The organism is Corallococcus sp. AB045, assembly GCF_003668895.1.
Lineage (GTDB): Bacteria > Myxococcota > Myxococcia > Myxococcales > Myxococcaceae > Corallococcus > Corallococcus coralloides.
The window spans coordinates 1-15,552 of the sequence record NZ_RAWN01000218.1; the positions used below are offsets into that span (position 1 = coordinate 1).

At 64.5% G+C, this 15,552-nt stretch carries 20 protein-coding genes and 1 pseudogene; 6 read left to right on the forward strand and 15 right to left on the reverse strand.

Annotated elements, in window-relative coordinates; genetic code table 11:
• The 5 genes and pseudogenes from D7Y21_RS34620 to D7Y21_RS34640 all read left to right on the forward strand — a co-directional run.
• Positions 1–195: pseudogene (locus D7Y21_RS34620) on the forward strand (hypothetical protein); the annotation flags it as partial.
• Between the two features lie 14 nt (positions 196–209).
• The gene (locus D7Y21_RS34625) at positions 210–929 is read left to right on the forward strand and encodes a VTC domain-containing protein (RefSeq protein ID WP_120566408.1); all 720 of its coding nucleotides are present in this window, start codon (positions 210–212) and stop codon (positions 927–929) included.
• Between the two features lie 6 nt (positions 930–935).
• Positions 936–2,648, forward strand: coding sequence for a dTMP kinase (gene tmk / locus D7Y21_RS34630; RefSeq protein ID WP_121717952.1), 1,713 nt, complete (start codon positions 936–938; stop codon positions 2,646–2,648).
• A 5-nt stretch (positions 2,649–2,653) separates the two neighbouring features.
• Positions 2,654–3,364: a DUF4956 domain-containing protein gene (locus tag D7Y21_RS34635; protein ID WP_120566546.1), complete on the forward strand. Its 711-nt coding sequence runs from the start codon at positions 2,654–2,656 to the stop codon at positions 3,362–3,364.
• Positions 3,361–4,167 (forward strand): hypothetical protein, encoded by an 807-nt coding sequence (locus D7Y21_RS34640; RefSeq protein WP_121717953.1) that lies wholly within the window; start codon positions 3,361–3,363, stop codon positions 4,165–4,167. Before D7Y21_RS34635 ends, D7Y21_RS34640 begins: the two co-directional genes overlap by 4 nt.
• 110 nt (positions 4,168–4,277) lie before the next feature.
• Here D7Y21_RS34640 and D7Y21_RS41595 read toward each other — a convergent pair whose 3' ends face one another.
• The 15 genes from D7Y21_RS41595 to D7Y21_RS34705 form a co-directional block, all read right to left on the reverse strand.
• The gene (locus D7Y21_RS41595; RefSeq protein ID WP_147469455.1) at positions 4,278–4,595 is read right to left on the reverse strand and encodes a hypothetical protein; all 318 of its coding nucleotides are present in this window, start codon (positions 4,593–4,595) and stop codon (positions 4,278–4,280) included.
• Positions 4,596–5,370: 775 nt separating this feature from the next.
• Entirely contained in the window at positions 5,371–5,898 is a 528-nt protein-coding gene (locus D7Y21_RS41600; protein WP_147469456.1) for a hypothetical protein, read from the reverse strand.
• A 515-nt stretch (positions 5,899–6,413) separates the two neighbouring features.
• Positions 6,414–6,788, reverse strand: coding sequence for a hypothetical protein (locus D7Y21_RS34645; protein ID WP_121717962.1), 375 nt, complete (start codon positions 6,786–6,788; stop codon positions 6,414–6,416).
• Between the two features lie 32 nt (positions 6,789–6,820).
• A complete protein-coding gene (locus D7Y21_RS34650; protein ID WP_147469457.1) occupies positions 6,821–7,276 on the reverse strand; it encodes a hypothetical protein in 456 nt (151 codons plus the stop codon).
• 639 nt (positions 7,277–7,915) lie between these two features.
• Positions 7,916–8,482: a hypothetical protein gene (locus tag D7Y21_RS34655; protein ID WP_147469458.1), complete on the reverse strand. Its 567-nt coding sequence runs from the start codon at positions 8,480–8,482 to the stop codon at positions 7,916–7,918.
• A 58-nt stretch (positions 8,483–8,540) separates the two neighbouring features.
• Positions 8,541–8,957 (reverse strand): Imm1 family immunity protein, encoded by a 417-nt coding sequence (locus tag D7Y21_RS34660; protein ID WP_121717955.1) that lies wholly within the window; start codon positions 8,955–8,957, stop codon positions 8,541–8,543.
• Between the two features lie 354 nt (positions 8,958–9,311).
• A complete protein-coding gene (locus tag D7Y21_RS43700; protein WP_199735554.1) occupies positions 9,312–9,614 on the reverse strand; it encodes a CPCC family cysteine-rich protein in 303 nt (100 codons plus the stop codon).
• A 220-nt stretch (positions 9,615–9,834) separates the two neighbouring features.
• Positions 9,835–10,173: a hypothetical protein gene (locus tag D7Y21_RS34670; RefSeq protein WP_147443358.1), complete on the reverse strand. Its 339-nt coding sequence runs from the start codon at positions 10,171–10,173 to the stop codon at positions 9,835–9,837.
• A gap of 104 nt (positions 10,174–10,277) precedes the next feature.
• The gene (locus tag D7Y21_RS34675) at positions 10,278–10,709 is read right to left on the reverse strand and encodes a hypothetical protein (RefSeq protein WP_147443357.1); all 432 of its coding nucleotides are present in this window, start codon (positions 10,707–10,709) and stop codon (positions 10,278–10,280) included.
• A 193-nt stretch (positions 10,710–10,902) separates the two neighbouring features.
• Positions 10,903–11,169, reverse strand: coding sequence for a hypothetical protein (locus D7Y21_RS34680; RefSeq protein WP_121717958.1), 267 nt, complete (start codon positions 11,167–11,169; stop codon positions 10,903–10,905).
• On the reverse strand, positions 11,166–11,735 hold the full coding sequence (locus tag D7Y21_RS34685; RefSeq protein WP_233612394.1) for a hypothetical protein: 570 nt from the start codon (positions 11,733–11,735) through the stop codon (positions 11,166–11,168). The genes D7Y21_RS34680 and D7Y21_RS34685 overlap by 4 nt, the downstream gene beginning before the upstream one ends.
• Before the next feature lie 293 nt (positions 11,736–12,028).
• Positions 12,029–12,625, reverse strand: coding sequence for a hypothetical protein (locus tag D7Y21_RS34690; protein WP_121717960.1), 597 nt, complete (start codon positions 12,623–12,625; stop codon positions 12,029–12,031).
• The gene (locus D7Y21_RS34695) at positions 12,622–13,065 is read right to left on the reverse strand and encodes a hypothetical protein (RefSeq protein WP_120568404.1); all 444 of its coding nucleotides are present in this window, start codon (positions 13,063–13,065) and stop codon (positions 12,622–12,624) included. Before D7Y21_RS34695 ends, D7Y21_RS34690 begins: the two co-directional genes overlap by 4 nt.
• Before the next feature lie 106 nt (positions 13,066–13,171).
• Complete coding sequence (locus D7Y21_RS34700) at positions 13,172–13,588, reverse strand: toxin-antitoxin system YwqK family antitoxin (protein WP_121717961.1); 417 nt, start codon at positions 13,586–13,588, stop codon at positions 13,172–13,174.
• Positions 13,589–13,617: 29 nt separating this feature from the next.
• On the reverse strand, positions 13,618–13,815 hold the full coding sequence (locus tag D7Y21_RS34705; protein WP_120568406.1) for a hypothetical protein: 198 nt from the start codon (positions 13,813–13,815) through the stop codon (positions 13,618–13,620).
• A 208-nt stretch (positions 13,816–14,023) separates the two neighbouring features.
• Between D7Y21_RS34705 and D7Y21_RS34710 the strand changes: the two genes are divergently transcribed.
• The coding region (locus D7Y21_RS34710) for a metallophosphoesterase (RefSeq protein WP_121717963.1) at positions 14,024–15,552 on the forward strand (1,529 nt) is incomplete at its 3' end.

Sequence of the window (15,552 nt, forward strand, 5' to 3'; positions counted from 1 at the left end):
CAACCGGTGGTGGGGGCGGAGGCGCTGCAATTGCAGGGTGGCATCCAGGCGGAAGGGCATTCGGTGACGGGGGGCTTCAACGTGTTGTTGGCGGATTCGTTCAAGGCGCAGGTCCAGGCGGAGCGAGCGCTCCGGCCGGGGGACGTGGCGCCCGCGCTCGAGCTGTCGGTGCAGCTCGCCACCCGCTTCCGTTGAGGAGACACCTGGAGATGATCTCATTCGCTGAAGGGGAAGTGACGAAGCTGCGGCGTGAGTTCAAGCGCGTGCTGGAGGCCCCGGACGCCAAGGCGGTCTGCGCACGGCTGTCGCAGGAGCTGGGCGGGTACCTGCCGCCGCCCACGCGCATCGTGTCTGTGTACTTCGACAAGCCGGGCCATCCGTTGGCCCAGCGCGCGCTGCTCACGCCGGACGACTGCCTCAAGGTGAGGACGAAGGAGTACTCGCCGGACGTGGGCGCGGCGGGGCGCGAGCGCGTGGTGCTGGAGGTGAAGCTCGAACGCGGCGGACTCACGCGGAAGCGGCGCGTGTGGGTGCCTCGCGCGGAGCTGGGCCGGGCCATCAAGGGCGGCGTGAGCCTGTTGCCGCTCATCGCGGGGGGCAGCCTGTCGCCGGTGCTGGCGGTGACGTACCGGCGGCACGTGTACCAGGTGTCGCAGGAGTGGCGCGTGACGGTGGACCGGGACATCGGCTTCCACGCCGTATCGCCGGAGCTGGCCCTGTCGCCCGTGTCGCTGACGGTGGAGCGGCTGGGGCTGCCCGTGTGGGAGGACTCGCGGGTGGTGGTGGAGGTGAAGCACCTCGGGGCGGCGCTGCCCGAGTGGCTGTCGGCCCTCAATCCGGGGGGCGCGTCGGCGTACAGCAAGTTCGCGGAGGGCATGGCGCGGGTGCATGCCTTCACATCAGGTGGCGTTGGGGTCGTAGGGGGTTAGGGCACCGTGTTCATCGATTTCGAAGGCATTGACGGCAGCGGCAAGACGACGCTGTCCAACCTGCTCGCGTCCCGGCTGAAGCGGCTGGGCTACAAGGTCGCGCACGCGCGCGAGGGCGGCGAATTGCAGTCGCCCACCGCGCGGCGCATCCGCGACCTGACGCGCGACGCGCGGCTGCTGGAGATGGGCCCCCGCGCCGAGTTCTTCCTGAACCTGGCCCGCGACGCGCAGCAGCTGGAAGAGGTCATCGCGCCCGCGCTGAAGCGGGGCGAGGTGTGCATCACCGACCGCTACCTCTACTCGCAGCTGGCGCTGACGGGCGGTGGGCGGGGCCTGAAGGAGGAGCAGCTGCTGCCTTCCTGTGAGCTGGCGTCGCAGGGGCTGTGGCCGGACCTGGTCATCCTGGTGGACGTGGACCCCGACCTGGCGCGGCTGCGAAAGCGGCTGGGCAAGGTGCAGAGCGGCAAGGTGAACGACGCGGACAGCCGCAAGGGCCTCGTCGGCGCGGGGCTGGCGGTGCGCGTGCGCGAGGCGTTCCTGGCGCAGGCCCGGAAGGACCCGGCGCGGTGGATCATCCTGGAGAACAATGATCAGCCGCTGCGCGTGCTGGAGCAGCGCCTGGTGGACGCGGTGGTCGCGCGGCTGGAGGGCCGTGAGCAGCCGGTGCAGCGGCTGGTCCCCGCCCCTCCCCCGCCGACGCCGGGCGCGGTGTGCGTGGACGACGTGGAGGAGCGCTTCTTCCAGGCGGTGGACGGCCTGGAGGCGCGCGAGCCGCAGCTGGCGGCGTGGCTGCTCAACGGCATCCCGGGCCTGCCCGCGCACCAGCGCCGGTTGGCATACGCGGAGCGGCTGCCGGGGCTGGTGGCGCGCAGCCTGAACGGGCTGGATGACGACACGGCGTGGACGCTGCGCGACGTGCTGTCGGCGAGCGTGCCGGCGGACGTGGCGGAGGGCCTGGGGTTCGTGACGTCCCCGCGCTCGCACGCGCTGCGGCAGCGGCTGTACGCGCAGGCGCCGGCGGCGGTGCTGGAGGGGCTCAAGCGCCAGGACTCGCCGGAGGCGTGGGCGCTGCGCGAGCGGGGCCTGAAGGACGGCCACCTGGCGGCGGTGCTGCTGGGCCTGGTGGGCGTGGACGGCGAGGAGTCCTGGGTGGTCCGCGAGGCGGGCATGCAGCGCAAGCTGTACTCGGAGGTGGCGCGCAGCCTGGGCGGCCTGAGTACGGAGCGCGCGGAGGCGCTGCGCGACGCGCTGATTCCGCACGACCGGCTGGCGGTGCTGAAGAGCACCACGGGGCTGGAGACGCCGGTGGCGGTGGGCCTGCGCGAGCAGTTGGAGAAGGGCGCGCTGAAGCTGGTGCTGCGTTCGCTGACCGGCGTGGACACGCCGCGGGCCTGGGCGATGCGTGAGCGGGGCGCGCAGTCCACCAAGGAGGCGCTGGACTCCGTGGACGGGATGGACTCGCCAGCCGCGTGGAAGCTGCGGGCCTCCGCGGCGCGCCGGTGGCCGGCGACGGTGGTGTCGTCGATGCGCGGGCTGCCGCTGGTGGCGGAGACGCGGGCGCTGTTGGAGCGAATCCTGGAGGAGCAGGCCGGGAAGATGCCGGTGCTGCGCAACGCGTACGCGGTGGTGGCGCACGCCCGCGCGCTGGAGCAGGCGCAGCGGCCGGCGCGGGCGCTGGCGGAGACGCTGGGAGTGGACGCCGGGCGGCAGGAGGCATGACGCCCATGGAGGGTCCGTTCGGTGCCCTGTTCCAGGACGTGGAGCAGGAGCTGCAGGCGCTGTCGATGGGGGCCATCCTCCCCCGGCTGGTGGCGTCGGCGCTGATTGGCGCGGTGTTGTCGTCGCGGCCCTGGCGGGTGGTGCTGGGCAAGCCGCTGCCGAAGGTGGAGATGGTGCAGGCGCAGATCCTCCTCTGCGCGGCGGCGGCGGTGATTACCGCGGTGATTGGCAACAGCGTGGCGAAGGCCTTCGGTCTGGTGGGCCTGGGCGGGTTCGTGCGGTTCCGCTCGGGGCTGAAGGACCCGCGCGACGCGGCCATCCTGTTCCTGGTGATTGGCCTGGGCATGGCATGCGGCCACGGAAACCTGGTGCTGGCGTTCGTGGGCACGGGGTTCGTGGCGGTGCTGCTCTTCGTGCTGGACCTGTTCGAGAAGAAGGCCGTGGCGACGAAGGAGGCGAAGCAGCGGCTGCTGGTGTCCGCGCAGGCGGATGACCTGGTGCGAGCGGAGGCCACGCTGAGGACGGCGCTGGGGGAGCGCAACGTGCTGGTGAAGAGCTGCGCGATGGATTTCTCCGCGCGGCGCGTGGAGCTGGAAGTGGAGGAGCCGGAGCCTGGAAGCCTGGCGGCGGCGTTGGGACGGACGGAAGGGGCGCCCTTGCGGGGCCTGCGGTGGACGGCGGTGAGCGCGAAGGGCGCGCGGGAGGAGACGGTATGAAGTTCAGGAAGCTGGCGGTGCTGTTCGCGGCGTGCGGAGCGTTCGCCGCCTGTGGTGGCGGGGGCAGCCTGCCGACGGGGAATGATCCGGGCGCGCCCACGACGAACCCTGACGGCACGGTGGACCTGCCGGGCAACGCGGTGGACCCGGGCACGGGCGGCGGCACGAAGCCGGATCAGCAGGCGGAGCTGACGACGCTCTGGCCGCTGACCACGGGCACCACGTGGACCTACCGCATCACGGATGACGTGGAGGGGGTCTTCAACAAGGTCGTGACGGTGCAGGGTCCGGAGACGGTGCCGAACACGACGATGACGGCCGTGAAGGTGCACAGCCGGCAGGACCGCACGAACTCGGGCACGGTCTACGAAGAGAACTCCTGGCAGTTGGAGCTGACGAACGGCCTGGTGGTGCGCCTGCGCGAGGAGGACGTCACGGACGGTCTGGCTTCCAAGGCGACGACCTGGTCCCCGGCGATGATGAAGTCCCTGGCGGCGACGCCGGACTCCGTGCCCTGGGAGCACCAGGACAAGGTGCGCGAGCTGATCACCTACGCGGCGGGAGGAACGGAGGGGAAGGATCCGACGTACGTCTGGAAGGTGCTGGAGAAGGACGTCACGGTGACGACGCCCGCGGGCACGTTCACGAATGCCATCAAGGTCCAGCGCGACAAGCTGAACAAGAACGGCGAGGTGAAGGAGGAGAAGCAGCGTCTGTACTGGCTGGTCCCCGGCGTTGGCAAGGTCCGCGAGGAGGGAGAACGCCTGGAGGAACTGGTGTCCTACGACGTGAAGAAGCCGTAGGCCGGTTCATCTGGATGGGATTGGAGCCCGGGTTGGCGCGAATGGATGCGCTGGCCCGGGCGTTTCATTATCACCAGCCCAACAGCTCGTCCCCGAGAGGCGAAACCAGCTCAAAACACAATAAAGGCATCATTCCTGAAGTAGAAACTCAACGCCTCAACAAGCCCAGCAGCATCGACATCCGGCCGCTGAAGGCGAGCATTATTCACAACCTGAAAAACGTGAGACGCCGACAGAATATACCTCAACCCATTACTGGCCGCCGCTTCAGGGAGATCTCCCGAATAGACATCCCGCTCCAAGAACATACACTCAGCATCTTCCGACCAAGGCGGACCGCCATGCATATACAACGCATACCCCCAGATCCTATCCTCATCCACCGCAAGCAACACTCGCCCCAACGACTCAAACTGCGCACCACTCATCGTCGACCTCCCCAATTTTCCATGCCTCCCTTTTAGCCGGGATGCAGCACATGCGGAACCAGCCCCGCGGACTCCGGTAGACACACGTCCCGTCAGGAGCCCTGGCCCTGCTCCAATTGGAGGCGCTGTCCACAGGAGAGGTGGCGCGAGCCATTCCAGCGGTCTTTGTCGGCGAGACTGAAGGCCTTTCCACAGAACGGGCAGACAACGTAGCGATCTGGCCGGACGGGGGCAGTCAACGCAGGGTGGTCCCATGCGGGCGGCGGTGGACGCGCCTCCCTTGGATCCCGCCTTGGGGGCGAGGGGGCCACTTCAAAGATTCGAAAGTCGGACTGGATGACCCCTGGGCGGTTCACTCTCAGGTAAAACTCGAGAGGAACGTCTCCCTCCTCGCTCGGGGATAGGAATAGGAGCAAGACCTGCACGCCGTGCACCACCCATACCTGCCTGGTCGAGTCACTGATGGGCCCAAAACCGAAGCGGTGTGCGAGCGAGTGAACGCAGGGGCGAACATCCACCCCATCTTCATCATCATAGACTTCTGTAAGAACAGCAAAATCAACCCCCCGAGAACCGAAGAAGAAGTATCCGTTCACCCCCACGCCGCCGGCCCCCTCCAGGATGTTCGGAATGACGAGAGGTGCGCCGACTCCTGGTCGGCGCTGGATTCTGGCCTCTGGAAACAGGTCCTTGAGAGTCGCCTCGTCGTCGCCCCATCGGGTCTTGCCAATGCCCTCGGCCAGACTCTCAATCACTGCTCGCCTGGGATTCACCATCACGGCTTCCCGCCACATCCATATTGAAGAAGAGCCGAATCAAACCAGCTCGCCTCGACCCTCACGCTCTCCGGATCTCCAATCCCCCGAGCATGTTCAACAGGCTTCAACTCACCACACATTCGTCTGGCGCAGGTATACGCCAATCCCCACACCCGACTCGGCCGGGTGCGATCATCAACGAGTCCCTTCAGCACACGAAGCACATCACATCGAAGTCCCTCATGATTTCGACCCATGTGCGCGATCGCCATGATCGAAAGATCAAGAACGTCTTCATCGTCTTCCTTCCCTATCAATTCAATCAACAAGGGGAGCGAGGGAGCATACGACCAGTGAAGGGAAACACTGAACACCGACTGACGCCTCCACTCAGAGTCGAAGTACCGAAAATACCCCATCGCCAGGTCCAAGACATCGTCGGCAGGAGTAAAATCCACAATCCCCCCCAACTCCGCGAGTCCCTTGAGAACCACGAACTCATCGTCTGACCGAAGCTTCTTTCGAAGTGACTCATCACTCACCATCGCAGCTCCCTGTCAGCGGACACCGCCCCTCCCGCGACGATGTCGTTGAAGTCCGCAATCCTGGGGCGATCATGCTCAACCATTTCCAACCTCCGCTGACGTGAAGAAGCCAGCGGCCGCGAGCTCACCTGGGTAGGGTTGGGGCCCGGGCTCTTCCATTCCGCGTCCATATCGCATGGCTTTCGATAGGCACGAGTATCAATCCGCGAGTCCTTGCTCGATCTTCCGGCGCTCTTCGCGTGCTTTTTGCACTGCCGTACTGAGGTCACCCAAGCCTGTATCCCTGTACCAATCACGCACACACTCAAGACAACTTCCACTCATGGAGTAATCCGGCTCAGGCTCTGGTCGAGTTCCCTGTCGACGAAATGCCTTCGTCAAGGGCTACTGCCACATGTCGCCAAGCACTACCTCGTAGTAGCCCCGTTCCACATCTACTTCGGGTGACCGAACCCGACACCTACCGGCAACTTGCATTGAGCCTCCCGTGGCTGGGCGCGTTCGAAGCAAACCCCTCAGTCGAGGGTCTCAAGGCCAGTCCACTCTCCATAGACATCCGCCTCCCACCGCCGGGAGGTCCAGCGTCCTTTTTCCCATTGAAGAGTCAAGAAGCACTGGCCCGCGGGGGCCACACGCCGCTTCTCCACGAAAAAGAAAACAAGGGCCCAGACCTCAACTTCGCCACCCTCCACCTGAGCCACTTGCAAATGCACCACATGTTCAATCACCCCTCCAGGGCGCGACGGTGACATGGAGTCCCGGACCGTAGCGCTGGCCGCGTCGTTTCCGACGCGCTCACTGCCCTGGACAAGCTGAAGCGTTGCGCCCAGGAAGTCGGACAGTGCGAGGAGGCACACCTCACGCGACGACCAAACATCCGCGACCTGCATGTCCCAATTCTCCATTCAATCGACCCAGCGCCCTACTCAGTACGCTTTCCCGACGCTCTCTTCTTTATCCCTTCAGCCCATTCCCGGTAGCACTTCCGGAGCAAGGGCCGCACCGGCTCCTCGCTCAGTGCCATCAAGGCATCCGCCAAGGCCATCGAGTCACTCGCATCCATCCACAACTCAACAGCATTGTAGACATCATGCGCATACTTCCGGCCCGCCAAAGGATAAAGCCTCGCCATCAAATATCCCGCGACACGCGGCTCCACATCCATGGCAGCCTCGAGAAGCAACATGAGGCGTCGCACGAGTTCGTAGTCTTCTGCGTGAAGCCCGACCTGCTTCCTCAGCGCATCGAACAGGGACGCTCCGTCCCCTTCGTCAACAATCTGAGCAGCCGCCGCTAACACGTTGGAGCGGTGTGGACCCTCAACCCACTCAGAGACTACGAGCCGAATGTAGTCCCGGGCTTCAGTGCGCTTGCCCATCACTGAAAAGGCTCCGGTCTATGCCAAGAAGGCGCTGGATAATCATGTGACGGTGTCATCCGTGACGCCCACCTCGACGACAGTCCCTGCTGGCACTGCGCTTCCATGCAGATACCAAACGCCACGCCAGAACACCCAGGGCGAGTTGAAGTACATTGACCACTGAACCGGGCAAGCGCGATAGACCTCCCAGCTCTCTCGGGTGAACGACTGGCCATTGGGCAGAACCATCAAGAGGCATCCCTCCGAGACATCGTCGCCCCGAACCCGATGCGTAGGCGTCCATGAACGTGTCCGATCGTCAGCGGGATAGCCCGGTTCGGTTTGACGAAGTTCCTGCTCATGGCGGAGCCGCTCGATCCAACGCGCCTGGGCCTCCGCAGCCTTCTCCATGGCCGCATCCTGCTCTTCCGCGGGGATGTGATCGAACCCGGGAACAAAGACCCCATCCAGAGAGTCATCCGGAGGCATCTTGGCACCACAGGCGGAGCACGACTCATTATCGTCGGACCAGGCGCCACACACTCCACACGGGAATTCCACACCGGGGATTCGCACGCATTCGTCCCTTACCGGCGGTATTTTGCCGGACCTTGCGCCTCTGGCCTGACTTCTCTCACCTCGACCGGTACATTCGCCTCAAAAGTCAATGCCGGCCTTTGCCTTCAAGATTTGCGTCTCGACGACATCCAACTCCAGTGCGGGAAGGCGGAGAATGACCCTCTCGATAATGAAGCGACGTCCTCGCCCTTTCAACACGGTCCAACGGACGCACTCCTCCTCCATCACTGGGTAGTACCCTTCGTCGATACGCGCTCCCCGCTCGCTTGCGACCTGCTCAGAGAGGCCGCCCCGTTCCATCATGACACCGCGGCGAAAGTAACACTGAAAGACCCTGACAGCCGCCACGACATCCGAACTGAATGCTCGACGGAGGTCGATCCCCTTTTCTCCGCAAAACAGCGACAATTCACGCGCTGTCTTGAACAGGAAAACATCCGGATCCGACAGCTTGAAGTATTCAGCAAACACCCGTTGCGGCTCGCTATAGGCTCTCGGCCGATCTTCAACGTCAATGCAATATGCCAGCGTCCACTCATCCCAGCAGACCTGCCTGAGTACTTCGGTCTTGATCTTGATGACGCGGTCTCCCAGTAAGATTCTGTGGCTCGAGGGGAACAGCCCGCGCGAAAGTATCCCAGCCACCCCATCCGGGTACTACCTGCGCATCAAGCAACACGTCAAGCAGCGGAGGGTCCGCGCCTTACGTCAACTGCGCCGCCTGCTCCGCAATCCATCGCATGGACGGTTCCAGCTCGCAGGTTTCGAAGTAACGACGCATCGCCAGGAGAGCCTGCGCAGTTCCTACGCACAGGTTCTTGGGGAAGATGCGTTCCTGCCCTCCAGTGGTCAAACGGACCGTCTCGCCGTCATCCGTCTCGGCTAACATCAGCGTGAAAATCTCAGGGTAACGGTGCACTGTCACCACGTACAATCCGCCACCGCCCCCGACAATCAGGCCGTTATCCTCCTCATCGGCCTCTAGCGTCAGCATGGTGTGCCGCCTGGCATCCAATGACCGAAACGCGCGTTCGACCTGTTCCCAGGTCGGCTCGTTCGTCTCTTCCTCACGATTTCGGTTTCCGGACCAGTTATCGACCGACAGCGAAATAACTCGCACATATTCTCAGCAAGTCGACACGCTCTTTCCGAACACGGCGATTGGCAACATTTCGTGTCGAGGACGCTCTAACGCCTTCAGAGCGCCCATGCAGCATAGCATCACCCCAGTAGCGCTTTGCATTCTGGGTAGAGGACCGACACGACTTCATTCCCGTCAAAAACAACAAGGAACCCGGAAGGCAGCGCGAACGCACGAAGAAGTGAAGGGCGTATCTGCAACAACTTCCAGATACAAGATACCTACGGCGACTCTGGCCGCGGCTTCGTCGCACACGTGCCCCCAGATCGCGTCCATGCGTTCGCCACTTCCGTCAGGAAGGCGCGGTCGAACTCGGAGTCCCCGACATACTTATCAATGCGCGCCAGGTTCATGGGGACACCTCGCAAGACCACCGCGACCCGTCCGAACTCGACATCTATTGGCTCCACTTCTCACGGTAGAAGTAGTTCGACTCCTCTCGAATCTGCTCCCGATATTGAGACATGGCCCCCCCCTATTGACGCTGCTGTGGACGGTATCACTCACGGTTCCATCATCTTCCCAGCGGCAGTGGTCACAGATGTCGTACCCCGTTCCCACCACCGCATCGTACCGCTCCGTCAGCGTCCGGCCGCCACAGCACGGACAGGGCAACAGGACCTCTGCCTCCCCCACGACCTCGACCTTTCCCCCAAGATCGCTTCGCAGACCTGCGACAGGAAACCGTTGGTGACGCCACGGTAAAGGACCTGGATCGCCTCCTCCACTGAGCTGGCCTGGGAGTCGTCCATCACCTCCTGCAGAGCAACCCTGTCACACAGAGCCTCTCGGGCCCGCGAGATCAGCCCAAATGCTTCACCTCTCGAAATCACTTTTCTCATGGTTCGCCCAGCGCTCACGTTGCATCAGGGTCGTCCGGCCAGAGAGCACTCATCGTCGAATCGAGATGGCGCAGGGCCTCCAGCCAGGACTTCGCCTGTCCCTCTTCAACCCGCGCACGTGCATCCAGCAGCAGCCTGGCAATCCCCTCGAGGTTCTCGCGCCAGAACCACCAGGTGAGCCCCTCAGGAAGGGGCCGGACGCTCACGTCGTCCCCACCGTCGTTCGCTCTCCCGATTTTATAGAGATACCTCCGCCCCCCACACTCCAGCTCCCCGCGCAAGCCATAAGCGGTCCGCTCTGTGTCCAGCCCATGCAGCAGGAGAAAGGCCTTCACATCATCAATGGGCGCCATCTCCACCACCTCCTGTCCCACTCGTTTTCCAAGGGTGAGGCTCGCACATTCGCCCTACGCACAAGCCGCAACAGTTTTCCATTCACGCTGGAGACATGCAGGCTTCAAGACTCGCGCCGAAGCTGAAGCCCCAACTCCATCGCCCGCCGTTCGATTTCAGGTAGCCTGTTTGGCCAGAAGCGCCCCAGCAGCCATTCGCCTTCCCTGGCCTTCTTCAGGACGGCTGAAACAGGCATGTTCGCGGCCTCTTCCGACAGCTTGCGCAATGCAACGATTTCTTCGGGGGAAGGGCTCGCTTTTTTCCAGACCACAAACATGCAAACCGGCCGCACCTCGGGCTCAGGCTCTGACACCAGAACAAAGTCCAACCCAAGCTGAAGTTCGTGAGCCTGATTCCAGAGGGCGTCAATCTGGCTTTCCATGTACTCGCCCAGCACCCACCCCTCCCGCTTTGACCGCTCCCAGATCTCACCAGCAGGGATGGCCCTCGCCTCAGGGGCAATCTTCCTCAGGCTTTCCAGCTCAGCGAAACTCAAGATCTCGTCTTTCCACCGTATGACCGCTCGGAACCGCCGTTCCGGCCCGAGGCGCGGCGTTGATAGCGCATGGACGTCATGTCCACACCCCAAGCACCGGAAGTGGTCCGTGCCTCTCGTCACGCCGACCAAGGCAAGCTCACCAGTGCACTCCGAGCACATCATCACTTCCTCATTTCCGGATTGCTCCGCCTCACGCCTCGACACCGTGCGCGGCGAACCGTGTCCAGCCCGCTGCTTCAATCTCTTCACGGCTCGCCAGCTTCGCGTCGGCCTCATCCTCCAAGGTCAGGAAGCCGGCGGTCACGTCCCCCACGGTCGCCGGTTCCCTCCAGCCCCACTCACACTCTTCGCAATGGAAATAGAGCGTGCCGTTCTTGAGTTCCCGCATGATGAACAGGCGCCCCTGGCCACGGCACCTGGAGCAGGTCGTATACCAATAGGCGGCACCTTCGTTCATGGGGATGACGCGCCTGAGGTTACGGGCTTCCCGTCCCGATAGGCGTAGCGCTCGGCCACCCGTCCGACAAACCGCTGGATGCCTTCGGGCCCCAGCTGGGGCACCTCCGGTATTCCCCAGTGCCTTTCGGCTTCGTAGACGGACGTGTCCAGCGGGTACGCAACCAGCTCTCCAGAAAGCTGCATCTTCGCCAGCCACGCATCCGCCAGGGCCTTCCGGGAGAAAACTGCGGTCACCTGGACGGCGCCCTCCCCCGTGAAGAGCCAGACACACCCGAGCGCCATCCGGCGCTGGAGGTGGCGGTGCTCCGGCAGCTCCCGCGTCGTGAACGTTGCGTTCAGGCCCAGGGAGCGAAGCGCGGCGACAGCCGCGGACGGGTCCGGAGGATCCGCGACGACGACCGCATACTCCATCGCTTCACTCCAGCGCAGACTGAAGCGCAGCCCGCTCGCTGATTCGAAGGCCCAGTTGAACTCCCGGCCTCCCGCGGTGCGCAGCGAGTCCTCCTCGATGAATCCAGGCTCTCCAAGGGGTCGGAGCTCTTCTCGGGTCGAAGCGAACGTCACGACCCAGTCTTTATCGTCGTAGTGAATCGCTACAGGGAAGGACACCGGTCTCATGGAGCACCCCTGCTCGGGACATCGCCTCCCGCATCCATACACGCCCGGCGTCATGCCGCGAAGAGTGCAGGAGCACCCTCCACACGGACACGAGGCGGCGAGCCGTGTGAAGGGCCGCCTTCTCCATCGAGGAAGCTCCACACGAATGCCACGTCCGAAAAGCGGATGCCCTCCAACACAGGACGCTCCGTTCCAGGGACAGCGTCAGGACATCCATCCACCCTCCGAGAAGACCCGGTTCACCACTCGAGACCGCGATAGCTCCGACGGAACGTGTTCGCGAGGAACCGATGAATCTCGTGTTCGTCCCCATCAGGTTCCGCTGCAATGCGATGCCGGAGGGCATCCATGGCACTGGAGCAATCAAAAGACTCGGTCCACTGGCCTTCCACGAAGTGGAGCTCATGCACCACGCTGAACATCCAGATGGGCGACAAGACCCGGCTCACGACGGACTCTGATCGAGATGCAAGCCCTGGAATGAAGTCACGCGCCACCACCAGGCCTCCGGTAAACGGAACGTGCCATCCGAGCTGCTCGTAGACAGCCAGGAACGCGTCTTCCTTGAGGTGGGGCTGCTGCCCTCGAAGAACCTTCCCCTTTCCATATTTGACCTTCAGCCGATCCAGCGGCTTCAGGCCGATGCTGAATGCCTCGAGCAACAGCAGCTTCTCATCGATCCGATAGACGCAGTCGAATCCCCGGTAGCACCCGGTCGAGACCCATTGGGGCACCAGCCCCTCTTGCCTCGGGTCAAACAAACCTGTTCCCTGGACGGACATCAGCTCAAAGGGACGCTGCTCGAACACGAGAATGTCTCGGCTCTGGGCTGTCACGGGACTGGCTCTCCGGACTCACTCCCATCGAGCCCCGCTCTCACCACGGAAGACGTGACACCGTTCGCGCCCAGGAGCTTCCTCAACCACTCCATCTCCACGCGGGTCCCTTCCCTCACGACCCCGGGGATCCGGGCCTTCAGGGCGCTGGCATCGGCAAGGGTGAGCCCCAGCTCCGCCCGCAGACACTTCAGGGCCAGCACCACGTGAGCGCCCAACGCCTGGACGTCCAGTCCCCACGTTCCCTCTTCCCGGAGCAGGGCCTGACGGAACGACTCAGGCGGCATCCCGATGCCGTCCATCTCCAGCTGACCGCCGCAGTGCTCGCACCGATAGGCAGCCCAGTACCGGAGGCCGTGCCTCGCGGACTGTCCGCCGTACAGGTCGACCGCTCGGCCACAATCCCCACAGACGGTCTGCTCCACCCGCGTCGCCGACATCTGTCCTCCGGAGGGCTCGACCCGAGCCTATCCGACGAACAACTCCAGGGTCCTCCGTGTCGCTCCGTCCCAGCGAATTCGATTTCGCAAGCACAGGGGGTGCGCGTCACCAATCGATAGGAGGCCCGTCGCCAAACGCCTCCCGTATCCTGGTGATCAAATCGAAGATCGCGTCATCCGGTGAGGCTCGCCAGTCCTCCTTCAGCTGCCCCGAGTGGCTCCAGCGCCGCTCCACCACACAGACGCCGTAGAGGTAGACACAGTCTTCAATCATCGTGCCGTCAGCGAGCCAGGCACGTGAGGTCCCGTGCCGCCGGTTGCGCCAGTAGTAGACCTCCTCCGCGAGCAGCCCGGACTCGTGCCAGCCGCGTTCGGGGCCTTGCCGCAAGCCATCGACGTAGAAGGTTTCCTCGATGGGGATGCCCGAGCTGGACTCTACGTAGACGGACCCTGTGAAGGGCGTGTCGTGGAGGAAGACCTGCTCGGCCTCCCACGTGAGGTCATCGTAGGTCTTGAGTCGCATCGGGCACGGTCGGGTCGACGCGCCGGCGCTCAGGCCCGCGCGGCGTCATCGTACGACACGCGCAGGCCGTCGTACGTCACCGTGATGAACGGGCGCCCCATCCAGCCGCAGTGCGTGCAGACCGCGTTCGGACCGGTCGCGGTGACCCGCACCGGCAGGTCCGACTCGCACACGGGGCACCCGGCAGGCAGGGTGTACTCTCGGGTCTGGGAGTGGACTTCGGTCATGTCTTCAGGGGTAACGCAGCCTCCGGACGCCGCAAGGCGCCACCCTGCTTCCGCCTTCCCTGAAACATGCGACGCAGGCCTGTTCGTCTGTCTCTCCGCCACACCGGGCGCCCGCTCCTCTGCCTACCCCCGAACGCCTCATTCCTGGATGATCGTTGAACGATGAACGGTTGCGCCCCCGTCCCGAATGTCTCGGGCCGGAGGATTCATGGACCGGACGAAGTTTCTTTCGCTCACTGCCCTGGCTGCCCTTTTCGTGGGGGGCTTCGCCTCGTGTGACGCGCTCGCCCTGCCGCGTGATCCCTACCTTCAGAAGGTGGGCCCCGACACCGCCACCGTGGCATTCCGCCTGTCTTCGAACTGCTCCAGCGCCCAGGTGCGCTACGGCGTGGGCAATACCAGCCAGACGGCCAAATCCACCGCCACCGCGAAGATCCATGCCGTAGTCCTCACCGGCCTGTCCCCCGCCACCTCCTATACGTATTCGGTGGACGGCTGCGGTGAGACGACCCCGGCGAAGACCTTCAGCACCGCCCCCGTGCCCGGCACGCGGCGCGTGCACTTCGCCGCGGTGGGTGACTTCGGCACCGGTGGCAGCGATCAGAGGAAGGTCGCCGCCTCCATGCTCACCAACAAGCCGGAGCTCTTTGTCGCCCTGGGTGACAACGCCTACGCGTCCGGCACCGAGACCGAGTTCCAGACCAACCTCTTCACCCCCATGGCCGCCCTGCTCTCGCAGGTGCCCATGTTCGCCACGCCCGGCAATCACGAGTACGTGACCAACCAGGCCCAGCCCTACCTGGACAACCTCTACCTGCCCACCAACAACGCGGAGGGCTCGGAGCGCTACTACTCGTTCGACTGGGGGCACGTGCACTTCGTGTCCATCGACTCGAACTGCGCCGTGGGCCTGGCGTCCGCGAGCAAGTGCACGCTCGCCGCGCAGAAGGCGTTCGTGGAGAAGGACCTGGCCGCCACCACGCAGCCGTGGAAGGTCGTCTTCTTCCACCACCCGTCCTGGTCCAGCGGCGAGCACGGCTCGCAGCTCACCGTGCGCCGCCAGTTCGGCCCGCTGTTCGAGAAGTACGGCGTGGACCTGGTCCTCACCGGCCATGACCACGACTACGAGCGCAGCAAGCCCATGCGTGGTGACGCCGAGGCCGGCAAGAGCGAGACGGGCATCCCCTACCTCGTCGTCGGCGGTGGCGGCGCCACCCTGCGCACGTTCGCCACGTCGCGCCCGTCCTGGAGCGTCATCCGCGACGACGCGGCCCACGGCTTCCTCGACGTGAATGTCGTCGAGGGCAACCTCACCGCGAAGCTCGTGAAGACGGACGGCGGCGTCCTGGACACGTTCACCCTCTCCAAGACGCTGCCCTCGCAGCCCGAACAGCCCCAGGGCACGCTGAACGTCGCCGTCAACAGCGCCAGCGGCGCCGCGCCCCACACGGCCTCGTTCACCGCGACGGCCTCCCAGTCCGGTGCCACCGTCACCTGGGACTTCGGTGACGGCGGCACCGCCGAAGGCCCCCAGGCCCAGCACGTCTTCGCCCAGGCCGGCACCTACACCGTGACGGCCACGGCCACCGTCAAGGGCGCCGCCCCGCTGACGGCCACCACCGTGGTCACCGTGACCTCCAACGGAACGACCGAGCCCGGGACCGGCCCCGGCACCGGCTCGGGTGAGGACCCCGGCACCGGCTCGGGTGAGGACCCCGGCACCTCCCCGTCCGACCC

What these genes read in the sequence shown, in the direction of transcription:
- D7Y21_RS34650 (WP_147469457.1), bottom strand. Translation starts at nt 7,276, where the DNA reads ATGGGCAAGCGCACTGAAGCCCGGGACTACATTCGGCTCGTAGTCTCT.
- D7Y21_RS34670 (WP_147443358.1), bottom strand. Translation starts at nt 10,173, where the DNA reads ATGGCGCCCATTGATGATGTGAAGGCCTTTCTCCTGCTGCATGGGCTG.
- D7Y21_RS34645 (WP_121717962.1), bottom strand. Translation starts at nt 6,788, where the DNA reads ATGCAGGTCGCGGATGTTTGGTCGTCGCGTGAGGTGTGCCTCCTCGCA.
- D7Y21_RS41595 (WP_147469455.1), bottom strand. Translation starts at nt 4,595, where the DNA reads ATGAGTGGTGCGCAGTTTGAGTCGTTGGGGCGAGTGTTGCTTGCGGTG.
- D7Y21_RS34705 (WP_120568406.1), bottom strand. Translation starts at nt 13,815, where the DNA reads ATGACCGAAGTCCACTCCCAGACCCGAGAGTACACCCTGCCTGCCGGG.
- D7Y21_RS34680 (WP_121717958.1), bottom strand. Translation starts at nt 11,169, where the DNA reads ATGAACGAAGGTGCCGCCTATTGGTATACGACCTGCTCCAGGTGCCGT.
- D7Y21_RS34625 (WP_120566408.1), top strand. Translation starts at nt 210, where the DNA reads ATGATCTCATTCGCTGAAGGGGAAGTGACGAAGCTGCGGCGTGAGTTC.
- D7Y21_RS34640 (WP_121717953.1), top strand. Translation starts at nt 3,361, where the DNA reads ATGAAGTTCAGGAAGCTGGCGGTGCTGTTCGCGGCGTGCGGAGCGTTC.
- D7Y21_RS34700 (WP_121717961.1), bottom strand. Translation starts at nt 13,588, where the DNA reads ATGCGACTCAAGACCTACGATGACCTCACGTGGGAGGCCGAGCAGGTC.
- D7Y21_RS41600 (WP_147469456.1), bottom strand. Translation starts at nt 5,898, where the DNA reads ATGGTGAGTGATGAGTCACTTCGAAAGAAGCTTCGGTCAGACGATGAG.
- D7Y21_RS34635 (WP_120566546.1), top strand. Translation starts at nt 2,654, where the DNA reads ATGGAGGGTCCGTTCGGTGCCCTGTTCCAGGACGTGGAGCAGGAGCTG.
- D7Y21_RS34695 (WP_120568404.1), bottom strand. Translation starts at nt 13,065, where the DNA reads ATGTCGGCGACGCGGGTGGAGCAGACCGTCTGTGGGGATTGTGGCCGA.